A 14320-nucleotide genomic window follows, 5' to 3' on the forward strand; every position below is an offset into this window, starting at 1 on the left:
ACGCGAAATCGGCCTCTACGGGACCGTTAGAGGTCGCTTTCGCGCCAACCGCCCCGGCGCCCCGCGCTGCGACGCCCCGCGCCCCGGCGCCCCGCGCTGCGGCGGCGCCCTGCGCCACGGCGCCCCGCGCCCCGGCGCCCTGCGCTGCGGCGGCGCGCGGTGTGGCGTCCGCATGGGGGAGGGTGGCTGAAGGCAGGACAGCAACCGTCACGGGTGCGCGGTCTCCGACGGGTCCGGGTGACCGAGGCGGTCGCGCAGTTCGGCCAGCAGGCCGAGCGCGGCGTCCGCGATCACGGTGCCCGGCAGGAACACGGCCGAGGCGCCGAGTTCCGCGAGCGGCTCGACGTCCGCGGGCGGGATCACGCCGCCGACCACGATCATGATGTCGTCCCGCCCGAGCGCGGCCAGCTCGTCGCGCAGCGCCGGGACCAGCGTCATGTGCCCGGCCGCGAGCGTGCTCACCCCGACGATGTGGACGTCGGCCTCCACGGCCTGGCGTGCCACCTCGGCCGGGGTCTGGAACAGCGGACCCACGTCGACGTCGAAGCCGAGGTCGGCGAACGCGGAGGAAATCACTTTCTGACCGCGGTCGTGCCCGTCCTGCCCCATCTTCGCGACGAGGATGCGCGGCTGGCGGCCCTCGGCGCGCTCGAAGTCGGCGGTGGCCGAACGAGCCGCGGCCACGTTCCCCGCCGCCCCTGCCTCGTCCCGGTACACGCCGGAGATCGTACGGATCTGCCCCGCGTGCCGCCCGTACACCTTCTCCAGTGCGTCGGAGATCTCGCCGACCGTGGCCTTGTGGCGGGCGGCGTCCACGGCGAGGGCGAGCAGGTTCTCGTCCAGACCGGGGCCGCGATGCCCGTTGATCGCGGCGTCCGCCGCCTTGGTGAGCGCGGCCAGCGCGTCCTCGACCGCCCGCGGGTCACGCTCCGCCCGAAGCTTCTCGAGCTTGAGAATCTGTTCCCGCCGCACCTCGGCGTTGTCGACCCGGAGCACCTCGATCGGCTCGTCGGCGTCCGGCCGGTAGCGGTTGACGCCGATCACCGGCTGGCGGCCGGAGTCGATGCGGGCCTGGGTGCGGGCCGCCGCCTCCTCGATCCGCAGCTTCGGGATGCCCTCGTTGATCGCGCGCGCCATGCCACCCGCGGCCTCGACCTCCTGGATGTGCCCCCATGCCCGCTGGGCCAGGTCAAACGTCAACCGCTCGACGTAGGAAGACCCACCCCACGGGTCGATCACCCGCGTGGTGCCGGACTCGTGCTGCAGCACCAGCTGGGTGTTGCGGGCGATCCGCGCGGAGAAGTCGGTCGGCAGCGCGAGCGCCTCGTCCAGCGCGTTCGTGTGCAGCGACTGCGTGTGGCCCTGCGTCGACGCCATCGCCTCGATGCACGTCCGCACGACGTTGTTGAAGACGTCCTGCGCGGTGAGCGACCAGCCGGACGTCTGCGAATGGGTCCGGAGCGAGAGCGACTTCGGGTTCGTCGCGCCGGCGTCGCGGGTGAGGCGCGCCCAGAGCAGGCGGGCGGCGCGCATCTTCGCGATCTCCATGAAGAAGTTCATGCCGATCGCCCAGAAGAAGCTCAGGCGCGGAGCGAACTTGTCCACCTCCAGGCCCGCGTCCCGACCGGCCCGCAGGTACTCGACGCCGTCCGCGAGCGTGTAGGCCAGCTCCAGGTCGGCGGTCGCTCCGGCCTCCTGGATGTGGTAGCCGGAGATCGAGATCGAGTTGAAGCGCGGCATCCGCTGGGACGTGTACGCGAAGATGTCCGAGATGATCCGCATCGACGGCTGCGGCGGATAGATGTACGTGTTGCGGACCATGAACTCTTTGAGGATGTCGTTCTGGATGGTCCCGGCCAGCTGCTCCGGGGCGACACCCTGCTCCTCCGCGGCGACGATGTAGAGCGCGAGCACCGGGAGCACGGCGCCGTTCATCGTCATCGACACGCTCATCTTGTCCAGCGGAATGCCGTCGAAGAGCTGGCGCATGTCGTAGATCGAGTCGATCGCGACCCCCGCCATGCCGACGTCACCGGCCACCCGCGGGTGGTCGGAGTCGTAGCCGCGGTGGGTGGCCAGGTCGAACGCGACCGAGAGCCCCTTCTGCCCGGCGGCGAGGTTGCGCCGGTAGAACGCGTTGGACGCCGCGGCGGTGGAGAAGCCGGCGTACTGCCGGATCGTCCACGGCTGGGTGGCGTACATCGTCGGGTAGGGGCCACGCAGGTAGGGCGCGATGCCCGGGTACGTGTCGAGGAAGTCGAGCCCGTCGAGGTCCTCAGCCGTGTAGAGCGGCTTGACCGGGATGCCTTCCGGGGTGTCCCAGACCGAGGCCGCGGTCTTTTCGCCCGGTGCGCTTCGCGGCGCGCCGAGCTCGACGTTCGAGAAGTCCGGAATCGTCATCGGGCCACCCCCAGGTCGTCGAGCGTCGTCGTCAGCACCGCGACCGCGTCACAACCACTAAAAACGTAACTGTCGACGTTGGGCAGCGTGCCGTTCCTGCCGGCGAGCCATACCCGCGCGGCCCCCGCTTCCTGCAGTGCGGCAGCGGCCGCCTCACCGTCGGCGGCGTAGATCTTGTCGGTCGAGCAGAGCACCGCGATGCGCGCACCGCTCTCCCGGAACGCGGCGGCGAGCTCGTCGGGCCCGAGGTTCGGCCCAGCGGGCACGGTTTCGATGCCGCCGGCTTGGAACAGGTTCGCGGCGAACGTCGCCCGGGTGGTGTAAGCGGCGAGCGGTCCGAGCGTGGCGAGGAAGACTTGCGGACGCGTCGGCGCGCGATCGGCGGCGTCCCGCAAGTTTTCGAAATCCTGGCCGTACCGCACCCGGGGGAGGCCCCCGCCGGGCACCGCGGGCGCCGGCTTCCGGGACGGCAGCTTCTCGGTGAGGTTCGGGAACTCGCTGACGCCGGTCAGCGGATCACGCCGATGCGCGATGTTCTCCCGGCGGCGCTCCCACACCTCGGCGAGGGCGTTCTCGACGTGCCCGGATTCGAGCGCTGCCGCGATGCCCCCGGCCTTCTCGACGTCGGTGAAGACGTCCCAGGCTGCCCGCGCCAGCTCGTCGGTGAGGCTCTCGACGTACCAGGACCCGCCGGCCGGATCGAGCACCCGGCCGAGTGACGACTCCTCCAGGAGCAGCGACTGGGTGTTGCGGGCGATGCGCCTCGAGAACGCGTCGGGGAGGCCGAGCACCGCGTCGAACGGCACCACGGTCACCGCGTTCGCTCCGCCGATGCCCGCACCGAAGCAGGCCAGCGTGGTGCGGAGCAGGTTCACCCACGGGTCGCGTCCGGCCATCATCGCCGCGGACGTGACCGCGTGCTGGTGCTGCGGGCTGTCCGGGGCGCCGCTCAGCTCGGCCACGCGAGCCCAGAGGCGGCGGGCCGCCCGTAGCTTGGCGATCGTCAGGAACTGGTCGGCGGTGGCGGCGTAGCGGAACTCGAGCTGTGCGAACGCGGCTTCGGCGGACAGCCCGGCGTCGGTGAGCGCCCGCAGGTAGGCGACGCCGGTCGCGATCGAGAACCCGAGTTCCTGGGCGTCCGAGCCGCCGGCGTCGTGGTAGACGGTCGCGTCGACGAGGCCGGCGCGGACGCCGGTTCCGGTGGTGCGCTGGGCGAGGTCGGTGAGGACGTCCAGCTCGACCGGTGCGCCGGTGCGGGCGCGGAGTCCGATCGGGTCGGCGCCCAGGTTGCCGCGAGCGCCGGCTGCGGGTGCGGCGCCGTCCGCGGCGCCCGGAGCCGCCGAGTCAGCCAGGCCGTCCGCGGCCTCCCGGGCAGCGGCGCCCGCGCCGGCTCCGTCCTCCGCCGAGGTCGATTCGGCCAGGCGCAGGAACGCCTCGGCGGCCTCCCGCGTCTCGGCCCCAGCGTCCAGCGAGATCGGAGCCAGACCGAGGTACACGTCGGCGAGCACCTCGGGCAGCGCGTCGACCGGGATCCCGGCCTCCCCCAGGACCAACCACAGCGACGTGACGCCGTTCTCCAAATCGGCGGCGATCGCGGCCTTGGTGGCGGCGACATCCGGGTCGGCGTGGCGCTGCCGGACGTCCCAACCGCCGGGGCGTTCGCCACCCTCGGCCGTCGTGTCCCGCAGACGGTTGCCGCGGGTGAACGGCGGGAAGCCGGGGACGCCCTGCTCGCCGGGCGCATCGGCCGCGGTGTAGAGCGCCGATACCCGGATCCCGTCGTACGTCGTGGTCGCAAGGAGCTCTTCGACCGCCTCGGGCGGCGTCTCGTCGTTCGCGACGCGGGACTTGCGCAGGACCCCCAGCGCGAGTTCCCGCCAGCGCTCCCGATCGGCCGGCTCGAAGCCGGCGGCCAGCGCGAGTGAATTCTCGGACGGCACCGTCATGCCCGGATGGTAGAGCGACTAGGAGTCAGCGCTGACTGAAGTGTGGTCTGACTAACCGGCGCGATTTCCCTGGATCGGTTAACCCGGATTCGAGGCGGTTCTGTCAACTAGCTGACAGGACCCCATCCGGGGGACGCCGGGCCCCGAACACGGGGTACGACGTCACGAGGCGTCGCGGCCACGCCGCTCGGCGAGGTCCTCATCGGCACCCGAAGGACGCCTGATGCTCCTCCACCTACCCGGACGCTCTGCGTCCGGATCCCGCGCCCGGCGGCGGGCGGTGCGTGCTGCGGCGGCGGTCGCCGCGGCAGCAGCGCTCACCGCGCTCGGGCTACCGGCGCTCGCGCCAGGCGGCGCGACCGCGTCGAGTCACCGCGAAGCCCCGACGATCTCGGGCTTCCCGCAGTACGACGACACCGACGTCTACGCGTTCGTCAGCCCCGATAAGCCCGACAGCGTCACGCTGATCGCCAACTGGATCCCGTTCGAGGAGCCCGCGGGCGGACCGAACTTCTACCCGTTCGCCACCGACGCCCGCTACGAGCTCAACGTCGACAACAACGGCGACGCGAAGCGCGACATCACCTACCGCTGGCAGTTCACCAGCACGTACGCCAGCAAGGACACGTTCCTGCACAACACCGGTCCGGTCACCAGTCTCGACGACAAGGACCTCAACTTCTGGCAGACCTACCGCCTCGAGGAGATCAAGTGGGGACCGGACGGCTCGCAGATCGGGACGAAGGAACTCGCGAAGGCGCTGCCGGTAGCCCCGTCGAACGTCGGCAAGGCGTCGATGCCGGACTACAAGAAGCTCCGCGATCGTGTGATCAGGTCCAAGGACGGCGTCACGATGTTCGCCGGCCAGTCCGACGATCCGTTCTTCCTGGACTTGCGCATCTTCGATGTGCTGTACGGCGGTGACCTGAGCGAGGTCGGCAACGACACGCTCGCGCCGTACAACGTCAACTCGGTCGCGATCCAGCTGCCGAAGTCGCGGGTCACCAAGGGCGGCGACCCGGTGATCGGCATCTGGTCGAGCACCTCCCGGAAGAACGCGTCCGGCCAGTACGTGCAGGTCTCCCGGCTCGGTATGCCGCTGGTGAACGAGGTTGTCGTCCCGATCCGGGACAAGGACAAGTTCAACGCCTCCAAGCCCGCTGACGACGCGCAGTTCCTGAAGTACGTCACCGACCCCGAGGTGCCGAAGCTGATCGAGAAGGTCTACAAGATCAAGGCACCGAAGACCCCGCGTAACGACCTCGTCCAGGCGTTCCTCACCGGCGTTCCCGGGCTGAACCAGCCGCAGAACGTCACGCCGAGCGAGCAGTTGCGGCTCAACACGTCGATTCCGCCCTCCGCGGACCCGAAGCGCCTCGGCGTCCTCGAGGGTGACAAGGCCGGCTTCCCGAACGGCCGACGGCTCGCCGACGACGTCGTCGACATCACGCTGCAGGTCGCCGAGGGCGAGCTGGTGAACGCGCCGAACGACCTGGGCGACGCGGTGGACACGAACAACGTCGAGTTCGGCCGCACCTTCCCCTACCTCGCGCTGCCGACGTCGGGTTCGGACGTCCGGTCCGGCGGGCCGGCCTCCTCCGGTTCGTCCGCGCCTGCCACGCCGCAGAGCGGGCAGGACGACACCGAGGCCAGCCCGTCGATGCTCACCGGCGGTGCGGCTGACCCGAGCACCTCGCCCGCGGCGAATGCCTCGGAGGCCGAGATGACCGACCTCGTCCCGCTGGGTTCCGCCATCGGTGGAGCCGGTCTCCTCGCGTTCGGTGCCGCCTGGTTGTGGCGCCGTCGCCGCACTTCCTGACCCACGCGTGGCCCGGCCTTTGCGGCCGGGCCACGCGCCCCTCCGGCGACAAGGAACAGTCCCGATGCCCCGGATCCGACGCCTCGCTCTCGCGGCCCTGCCGGTCGCGGTCGGTCTCACGCTCGCGTCCGCCGTCCTACTGCCTAATTCCAACGATGGGGACGCTAGGGAGCGCGCCACCGCGCGCACGGCCACCGTCGTCGCTCCGAAGGACTGTGCGTCGGACGGGTGCATCGCCGCCCTCCAAGCCTGGCTGCGGACCCATCCGAAGGACGGCCAGGCATGGTCGACGCTGGCCGTCGCCTACGTCGACCGGGCCCGGGTGACCGGCCGAACCGAGTGGTACCCCCGGGCGCAGAGCGCGCTGGACAAGGCGCTCGCGCTCGCCCCGAACGACGACGCGGCGCTCTCCGCCGCCGGAATCCTCGCCGCGGCGCGACACGAGTTCGCCGCGGCGCTGCGCTGGGGTGACCGCGCCGCCGCAGCCAACCCGTACAGCGCCCGCGCGCAGATCGTCCGCGCCGACGCGCTGGTCGAGCTCGGGCGCTACCCGCAGGCCAGGGACGCCGCCACCGCGGCCGACAACCTGGAGCCGGGCGTGCCGACGTTCACCCGGCTCTCATACTTGGACGAGCTGGCCGGGCGTACCGACCGTGCGGCGGCCCTGCTCCGGCGCGGGGTCGAGCCGGGCAACACACCGGCGGACATCGCGTTCGGCCGCTTCCATCTGGGAGAGCTGGCGCGGAACACCGGGAACCACGCCGCGGCGGCCGTCGAGTACGAGGCCGCACTCGCCGCCGACCCGGAACACCTGGCCGCGCGGGCCGGACTCGCGCGGGTCGAGGTGGCGCGGGGAAACCTGCCCGGTGCGATCGGGATCTACCGGGCGATCGTCCGGCAGATGCCGCTGCCGCAGTACGCCGCGGAGCTGGGAGAGTTGCTGGAGGCCACCGGCGACCGGGCCGGAGCCGCGCAGCAGTACGCGGTCGTCCGGGCGTCGATCGCGCTGTCACGCTCGGCGGGCGTCGTGGACGGGCCGGAGATCACGGTGTTCGAGGCCGACCACGGCAGCCCGGCCGAGGCCGTGCGGCTGGGGCAGGCTGAGTGGAAGACGCGGCAGAGTATTCACGTCGCGGACGCGCTGGGCTGGGCGCTGTTCCGGGCCGGCCGGGCCGCGGACGCGTTGCCGTACGTCCGGGCAGCGACCCGCCTGGGGACGAAGGACGCTCGGCTGCTCTACCACCGGGGCATGGTCGAGCGGGCCGCCGGACTGCCCGCCGACGCGCGCCGCTCGCTCGGCCGGGCGCTCGCGCTCGATCCGCACTTCTCCGCGCTGGAGGGGCCGCGCGCCCGCGCTGCACTGGCAGGTCTCCGATGAGGCGCGCATCCGCACTCCACGCCGCGAAGGCCGTCCGCGGCGCGGAGCCGGTCACGCGGGTCGGTCGCGGGGCTTGGCTGCGGGGGCGTCGGGCCGTGATCGCGGTGGTACTGCTGCTCGGGACGCTCGCGGGCACGCTGCTGCTGGGTACGCCCGCGCAGGCGCATCCGCTCGGCGAGCTGACCGCGAGCCGGTACAACGGGCTGGTCGTCGGCGTCGACCGGGTGTCGATCGACCACGTCGAAGACCTGGCCGAGATCCCGACCGCACAGGCCGCGCCCGAGATCGACGCCGACGGCAACGGAATGTTCGCCGCAACCGAGCTGGACCGCTACGCCCGGCGCGCGTGCACGGCGGCAGCGGCCGACGCCCGGCTGACCGTGGACGGGACCGCGCGCCCGGTACGGCTGGCCGGTGCTCCGAGCGCCCGGACCGGCAAGGGCCGAGCGGGCCTGCCGGTCCTGCGGCTGGAGTGCCCGCTGTCCGCACCGGTGCCTGCGCTGCAAGCCGCGACCGAGTACTCGTTCACGGACGCCGGGGGAGCGGGCAAGCCGGGCTGGCGCGAGCTCACCGTCGCCGGCGACCGGACCACGGTAAGCGGCGACGACGTCCGGGCCGACAGCGCGAGCCGACGGTTGACCCGGTACCCAGAGGACGCGCTCTCCTCACCGCCGGACCAGCGCTCGGCCACGTTCTCGGCACGTCCCGGCGGGTCGGCCGCCGCCCCTTCGGTGACCACCGCAGGGGGAAACTGGACTCCCGCGTCCGACCGGATCACCGAAGCCTTCACCACGCTGATCGACGGACGCACGACGCCGTGGTTCGCGGCCCTCGCCGTACTGGCCGCCGCGGTGCTCGGCGCCGCGCACGCGCTCGCGCCCGGTCACGGCAAGACCGTGATGGCGTTCTACCTGCTGGCCCGGGAACCGGTCGATACCGCTACCCACCCCGGCGGACGAGCCGCGTCGGGCGCGCGGGCTGTCACGGGCGGGCGCGCCGATACCGGGGCGCGGGCGATCTCGGGCGGATCGGCCGGTTCCGGTGCGCGGACCGTCAGGGGAGGGCGGGCCGCTTCGGGGTCGGGAGCTGCCTCCGGCGGGCGGGCCGGTTACGGGGCGCGGGCTGTCTTCGGCGGGCGGGCCACGCTCGCGGCGCGGGCCGCCCGGCGTGCGGGTAGCCGGCCGGTGCGGGCGGCGTTCGCGGTCGGAGCAGCGGTCACCGTCGCGCACACGGCGGGCGTGCTGACGCTCGGGCTACTGGTGACCGCCGGGGTAGCGGTCGCTCCTGCGACGGTGCTGCCGTGGTTGTCGGTGCTGTCCGGGGCGTTGATCCTGCTGGTAGGGATCGCGCTGCTGCGGGCTGCCAGGAGCGGCCACACCCACTTCCACGGCCCCGGCGGCCATTCACATAGCCACGGCCACGCCCACGATCATGGCGACGGCCACTCGCACGGCGAGGGCAACTCGCACGAGCGCGACCACTCGCGCAGCGACCATGCGCACGACCACCACCACGGGCATCCGCACGACCACGACCACGCGCGTGGCGAGGACAACTCACGTGGGGAGGGCCACGACCACACCCACGACCACGGCGACTCGTATGGTGAGGGCAACTCGCACGAGCGCGACCACTCACCTCGCGACCACGCGCACGGGCACGGCCACTCGCACGGCGGCGACCACGCGCACGGTGGGGGTCACTCGCACGGTGGGGGCTACTCGCACGGTGGGGGCTACTCGCACGGCGGCGGCCACGGGCACGGGCACGACCGTGGGCGCGTGTTGGATCGTGGGCGGCGAGGGGTTCAGGGGCGGCTCGCGTTGATCGCTACCGGGCTCGCCGGCGGGCTGTTGCCCAGCCCGTCCGCGCTGATCGTGTTCCTCGGTGCGGTGGCGACACACCGGGCCTGGTTCGGCGTCGTCCTCGTGGTGGCGTTCGGCGTCGGCATGGCAGCGACGCTGGCCGCCGCCGGGCTCCTCGTCCGGTACGCCGGGCAACGGGTGATCCGTGTCGTCACCGAACGTGCCGGTCAGGTTCGCTCGGCGACGCTCGCCCGCCTGGTCACCACCGCACTCCGGAAGATGCCGATCCTCACCGGCCTCGGCGTCTGCGGCGTCGGCGGCACGATCGTCCTCCGCGCCGCGCTCGGCGTCGTCTAGGGCGGGGTTACGAGCGTGCCGCGCGGGCGGATTGCATTTAGAAGACCTCTGGCCCTTCTAAATGCAATCTGCTCGATGGCGCATCGTGGCCGCGTGGGAGCCGTTCGGCGGTGCGGCGGACGGTCCACGCGCCCGGGCGTCCGCTCAGATCGGTGCGGGTCAGTGGCGCCACGTCCAGGCGCCAGAACGCCGCAGGCGGAGCGCCCAGCGCGACCACCAGCATCGCTTTGACGACCGACGGATGGGTGACGGCCACCGTCCGCGCCGGGCCGGACGCGACCCCGGACGCCGGCCCGGACGCGACCCCGGACGCGACCCCGGACGCCGGGCCGGACGCGACCCCGGACCCCACCCCGGCGAGCCACGCCGTCGCGCGGTGGAGCAGGTCGCGCACTGACTCCCCGCCGTGCGGCGCGGCGTCCGGGTCGGTGAGCCAGGCTTCCAACCCGGCCGGGTCGGCGGCGGCGACGTCGTCCAGCGTGCGCCCGCGCCAGGAGCCGTAGTCACACTCGTCCAGGCCGTCGTCGACCGTGACTTCCGTCGCTCCGAGCGCGGCTACGGCCTGCCGGCAGCGCAGCGCCGGACCGCATCGCCACTGCGCCGAGCGGTACCCGGCCAGGCCGGCGGCGGCGGCCGTGGCGGCGGCCACACCCTCCGGTAGTAGCTGCTCGTCCGGCGGAAACGCGGCGAGTTTGGTCGCGGGACTGGGGGGTGTGGTCAGTACCGTGATCCGGACGCCGGGTGAAGATTCTGCTACGCGCTGCATGATCTCGCCTGCTCCTTGCTCCCCGGCCTGCGTTGACACGCCTCCGGACGCTGCCATAGCGTTCGAACGCACTCGTGATGTGCGCGGAAGCCGGTGAGAGCCCGGCGCGGTCGCGCCACTGTAACCGGACTCATCGCCGCCGAACGGCGGTGCGTCCAGGAGCCAGACCCGGCCATCACGGAGCCCCGAGAGGGACGCGTTATCCCGAGGAGGAGTCCCAACCATGGCCAACCTGATCGAGACCGCTGGCAGCTCACGCCCGGTGGCTCTGCCCACCCCCATCCCGCTCCGCCAGATCGCGCCGTGGGCGCTGTTCGGCGGCCTGCTGCTGCTTCTCGCGCTCTACTTCGTCGGCGCCGAGGAGGGGGCGACCTCGGTCGTCGGTGGCACCTGGGTGCACGAGTTCGTGCACGACGGGCGTCACCTTCTCGGTTTCCCCTGCCACTGAGCCCGGGTTTCCCACCGTGATGGGACGTTTACTGACGAGGGGAATGGTGTCCGGCCTGATCGCGGCCGTGTTCGCCTTCCTGGTCGCCTACCTGGTGGGCGAGGGGCCGGTCGGTTCCGCGATCGACCTCGAATCCGCGGCGTCCGCTGCAGCCGGTATCCCGGCCGAGCCGGACCAGGTCAGCCGCACCGTCCAGAGCACGCTCGGGCTCGCGGTCGCGGTGGCGATCTACGGCGCCGCGATCGGCGGGCTGTTCGCGATCGCCTACGCGTTCGCGCTGGGGCGGCTCGGCCGGCTCAGCGAGCGTGCGACGGCGCTGGTCGTGGCCGCAGGCGGGTTCCTGACCGTGTTCCTGCTGCCGTTCCTGAAGTACCCGGCGAACCCTCCCGCGGTGGGTAGCGCCGAGACGATCGGTCGCCGGACCGGCCTGTACCTGCTGATGATGCTCATCTCGGTGCTGGCCGGAATCGGAGCGGCGATCTTGGCGCGGCAGCTCGAGCCGCGGCTGGGGAGCTGGAACGGCACGATCGCGGCGATCGTCATCGCGGGGCTGGTCGTGCTCGGCGCGGCCTGGGTGATGCCGAACATCAACGAGGTCGGACGCGAATTCCCGGCGGCGACGCTGTGGAGCTTCCGGATGGCGTCGATCGAGATCCAGTTCGTGCTGTGGTCGGTCCTCGGGATCGCGTTCAGCGCGCTGACCGCCCGGGCGGCCGCGCCGCGTCGCGTCCGGGCTGCTCGTCGCCCCGCTGAGCCTGAACCGGCGGCGGGCTGACCGGCCCCGGCGGCAGGCCGGAGCAGTCCGCGGGATGGCCCGACCGCGACGCTCGACCCGACCGGAACACCCCGCCCCACGATGATCAGGCTCCACCCGTGTACTCCGCGCGCGGGTGGGAGCCCGACCACGGCGAACAGCACCCGCCGTACAGCGAGCAGTACCCGCCGTACCCGGAAGGCACATACGACCGGCTGAACTTCCAGAACCCGGGACAGCCGGTCACCGATCCGCCGCCGTACCAGCAGGCCCCTTCGTGGGACCCGGATCCGCGTGACCGCGGCCCCTGGGGCGCCGCGCCGCCGGAGCCGCCGTCCCGGCGCCCCGCGACCGAGTGGCCGGCCCCGGAGCGCCCAGGCCCCGAGCGCCCAGGTCACGAGCGGCAAGGCCGGGAGCACTACGGCTCCGAGCCCTACGGGCCCGAGCGCCACGGTTCCGAGCCCTACGGTTCCGAGCCCTACGGCTCCGAGCCCTACGGGCCCGAGCGCCACGGTTCCGAGCACTACGGCCCCGACCACCGCGGTCCCGAGGGCCATCGTGGGCCCGGGGGGCACGGCGGCCCCGACCACCGCGGTCCCGAGGGCCATCGTGGGCCCGGGGGGCACGGCGGCCCTGAGCACCACGGCTCCCAGCGGCACGGACCCGAACTCGCCGCCGACGAGCTCGTGCACAGCCACACCCACAGCGCCACGACTCCGGTCTCGGCCCGCACCCGCAAGGCCGTCATCGCGATCCTCGTCCCGGCAATCGTCGCGACGCTGATCGGCCTGATCCTGCTCTGGCCCGGCAAGGTCGACTACAGCAGCAGCACCGGCCAGAGCGGCCAGCAGCAGCGCGCAGCCGGCACGGTCACCGAGGTCGTCCAGCAGACCTGCCCGGAGACACCCGAGGCGGAGTCGGCGGGGCTGACCGGGCCGTGCGGCACCGCCACGGTCAAGGTCACCGACGGCCTCGGCAAGGGCCAGACCGTCTCGATGGAGCTCCCGCAGGGCCCCGGTGCCCCGCGCGTCGACGTCGGCGACGACGTCGTCCTGCTCGTCCTGTCCGACGGCAGCGGCGAGGGTGAGACGACGGCCCGGTACACGATCGTCGACAAGCAGCGCGCCGGCTCGCTCTGGCTGCTCGCCGCGCTGGCCGCCGTCGTCGTGATCGGTTTCGGTCGCCTGCGCGGGCTGGCGGCGATCGGCGGCCTGGTCGTGAGCTTCGCCGTCCTGCTGCTGTTCATCATCCCCGGGATCCTGGACGGCTCGCCGCCGCTGCTGGTCGCGGTCGTCGGCTCGGCCGCGATCATGTTCGCGGTGCTCTATCTGACCCATGGCGTCTCGGTACGGACGTCGGTGGCGATCCTCGGCACGCTGGCCAGCCTCGTGCTCACCGGGCTGCTCGGCGCCGCGTTCACCGCGCTGACCGAGCTGACCGGCCTCGGCGACGAGCAGAGCGTCTACCTGGCCACGGTCGAGGGCGGCGTCGACATGCGTGGCCTCCTGCTGGCCGGCATCATCATCGGCTCCCTCGGCGTGCTGGACGACGTCACGATCACGCAGTCGGAGGTGGTCGCCGAGCTGGCGCGCACCCCGCGGAGCCGGTTCGACCTGTACCGGGCGGCGATCCGGGTGGGGCGGGCGCACGTCGGGTCGGCGGTGAACACGATCGTGCTTGCCTACGCCGGAGCGTCGCTGCCGCTGCTGCTGCTCATCTCGGTCAGCGGACAGAGCCTGAGCTCGCTGGTCACCGGCCAGTCGATCGCCAGCGAGCTCGTCCGTGCGCTGGTCGGGACGATCGGCCTGGTCGCGTCCGTCCCGATCACCACCGCACTCGCCGCCCTCGTCGCCGAGCCGCCCGCCGAGGACGAGGAACCCGCCCGCGCCGCCTGATCCGCTCTGGCCCGCCGCGGCCGGCCCGCCCCGCCTGACCCGCCCCGGCCCGCCGCGGCCGGCCCGCCTACGGCCGGCCCGCCTACGGCCGGCCCGCGGCGGCCGCTCAGCCTGCGGCGGCCGCGGACTGCTGGGCCTGAATAGCCTTCTTGAGCCCCTTCACCACCGGCCCGACCCGCTCGCCCAGCGTCTCGATCCGACGCTTGAACTGGCGCCGGTCCGCGCGGCTCACCACGATCCTCAGCTCACCGTACGCAGCGAGCGCGACCACGGCCGCGTCCCGCACGTCCACCCGGTCGACCTGCTCACCGCCGCGCAGCGCGCGCCGGGCGCTCTCCGCGAACCGGTGCCGCGCCCGGGTGTCGCGGAGCGTGATCTTCCAGTACGGGAACACGCCGAGGAGGCGGTGGCGGTCGGCCCGGATGACGTGCTCGGCGGCCAGCTGCTCGCGGACCAGCTTGAGGCAGGCGCCGGTGCGGCGTCCGGCCCAGTCCTGCCACTTCCGCGGCTTCTTGCTCTCCGCGATCTCGGCGAGGACCACGCCGAGCACCGGATCGTCGATCACCGGCTTCCCGACGACGACCACCCGGCCGTCCTGGTCAGCGATGTGCCCGCTGATCGCCAGCTCGGCCAGCACCGCCGCCCGCAGCAGCGTTCCGAGGTGACTCCAGTTGGTGAGCCGCTGCTTCTTCGGGTCGTACGCGAGCAGGAATAACCTCGCCGGAAGCAGGGTCTCGCGCTCCATCGTGCAC

10 protein-coding genes are annotated in these 14320 nt (G+C 72.8%); 6 read left to right on the forward strand and 4 right to left on the reverse strand.

Annotated elements, in window-relative coordinates; translation table 11 throughout:
- Nucleotides 1-207: 207 nt before the first annotated feature.
- Both scpA and BUB75_RS00085 read right to left on the reverse strand, forming a co-directional pair.
- On the reverse strand, nt 208-2400 hold the full coding sequence (scpA, locus tag BUB75_RS00080) for a methylmalonyl-CoA mutase (RefSeq protein WP_073250046.1): 2193 nt from the start codon (nt 2398-2400) through the stop codon (nt 208-210).
- On the reverse strand, nt 2397-4346 hold the full coding sequence (locus BUB75_RS00085) for a methylmalonyl-CoA mutase family protein (protein WP_073250049.1): 1950 nt from the start codon (nt 4344-4346) through the stop codon (nt 2397-2399). Before BUB75_RS00085 ends, scpA begins: the two co-directional genes overlap by 4 nt.
- Nucleotides 4347-4569: 223 nt before the next feature.
- Between BUB75_RS00085 and BUB75_RS00090 the strand changes: the two genes are divergently transcribed.
- The 3 genes from BUB75_RS00090 to BUB75_RS00100 all read left to right on the forward strand — a co-directional run bounded on the left by BUB75_RS00090 (nt 4570) and on the right by BUB75_RS00100 (nt 9705).
- Nucleotides 4570-6165 carry a DUF4331 domain-containing protein gene (locus BUB75_RS00090; protein WP_073250052.1) on the forward strand — a complete coding sequence of 532 codons (1596 nt, stop codon included), beginning with the start codon at nt 4570-4572 and terminating at the stop codon, nt 6163-6165.
- A gap of 64 nt (nt 6166-6229) precedes the next feature.
- Nucleotides 6230-7543, forward strand: a complete 1314-nt coding sequence (locus BUB75_RS00095) for a tetratricopeptide repeat protein (protein ID WP_073250055.1) — start codon at nt 6230-6232, stop codon at nt 7541-7543.
- Entirely contained in the window at nt 7540-9705 is a 2166-nt protein-coding gene (locus tag BUB75_RS00100; RefSeq protein WP_073250058.1) for an urease accessory protein UreH domain-containing protein, read from the forward strand. Before BUB75_RS00095 ends, BUB75_RS00100 begins: the two co-directional genes overlap by 4 nt.
- Before the next feature lie 37 nt (nt 9706-9742).
- Here the strand turns inward: BUB75_RS00100 and BUB75_RS00105 are convergent, their stop codons facing one another.
- Nucleotides 9743-10471: a histidine phosphatase family protein gene (locus BUB75_RS00105; RefSeq protein ID WP_084740083.1), complete on the reverse strand. Its 729-nt coding sequence runs from the start codon at nt 10469-10471 to the stop codon at nt 9743-9745.
- Nucleotides 10472-10694: 223 nt separating this feature from the next.
- Between BUB75_RS00105 and BUB75_RS00110 the strand changes: the two genes are divergently transcribed.
- The 3 genes from BUB75_RS00110 (at nt 10695) to BUB75_RS00120 (ending at nt 13568) form a co-directional block, all read left to right on the forward strand.
- The gene (locus BUB75_RS00110; protein ID WP_073250064.1) at nt 10695-10919 is read left to right on the forward strand and encodes a CbtB domain-containing protein; all 225 of its coding nucleotides are present in this window, start codon (nt 10695-10697) and stop codon (nt 10917-10919) included.
- 19 nt (nt 10920-10938) lie between these two features.
- Entirely contained in the window at nt 10939-11694 is a 756-nt protein-coding gene (locus tag BUB75_RS00115; RefSeq protein WP_073250067.1) for a CbtA family protein, read from the forward strand.
- Between the two features lie 98 nt (nt 11695-11792).
- A complete protein-coding gene (locus tag BUB75_RS00120) occupies nt 11793-13568 on the forward strand; it encodes a YibE/F family protein (RefSeq protein ID WP_218617191.1) in 1776 nt (591 codons plus the stop codon).
- 106 nt (nt 13569-13674) lie between these two features.
- On the opposite strand, the gene BUB75_RS00125 is transcribed toward BUB75_RS00120, so the two are convergent.
- Nucleotides 13675-14313 (reverse strand): GOLPH3/VPS74 family protein, encoded by a 639-nt coding sequence (locus tag BUB75_RS00125; protein ID WP_073250070.1) that lies wholly within the window; start codon nt 14311-14313, stop codon nt 13675-13677.
- Nucleotides 14314-14320 lie beyond the last annotated feature (7 nt).

The sequence above is a fragment of the Cryptosporangium aurantiacum genome (assembly GCF_900143005.1).
GTDB lineage: Bacteria > Actinomycetota > Actinomycetes > Mycobacteriales > Cryptosporangiaceae > Cryptosporangium > Cryptosporangium aurantiacum.

Excerpts from the sequence above, each read along its gene's own strand:
- BUB75_RS00115 (WP_073250067.1), top strand. The coding sequence starts at position 10,939 with ATGGGACGTTTACTGACGAGGGGAATGGTGTCCGGCCTGATCGCGGCC.
- scpA (WP_073250046.1), bottom strand. The coding sequence starts at position 2,400 with ATGACGATTCCGGACTTCTCGAACGTCGAGCTCGGCGCGCCGCGAAGC.
- BUB75_RS00085 (WP_073250049.1), bottom strand. The coding sequence starts at position 4,346 with ATGACGGTGCCGTCCGAGAATTCACTCGCGCTGGCCGCCGGCTTCGAG.
- BUB75_RS00100 (WP_073250058.1), top strand. The coding sequence starts at position 7,540 with ATGAGGCGCGCATCCGCACTCCACGCCGCGAAGGCCGTCCGCGGCGCG.
- BUB75_RS00125 (WP_073250070.1), bottom strand. The coding sequence starts at position 14,313 with ATGGAGCGCGAGACCCTGCTTCCGGCGAGGTTATTCCTGCTCGCGTAC.
- BUB75_RS00110 (WP_073250064.1), top strand. The coding sequence starts at position 10,695 with ATGGCCAACCTGATCGAGACCGCTGGCAGCTCACGCCCGGTGGCTCTG.
- BUB75_RS00090 (WP_073250052.1), top strand. The coding sequence starts at position 4,570 with ATGCTCCTCCACCTACCCGGACGCTCTGCGTCCGGATCCCGCGCCCGG.
- BUB75_RS00095 (WP_073250055.1), top strand. The coding sequence starts at position 6,230 with ATGCCCCGGATCCGACGCCTCGCTCTCGCGGCCCTGCCGGTCGCGGTC.
- BUB75_RS00105 (WP_084740083.1), bottom strand. The coding sequence starts at position 10,471 with ATGCAGCGCGTAGCAGAATCTTCACCCGGCGTCCGGATCACGGTACTG.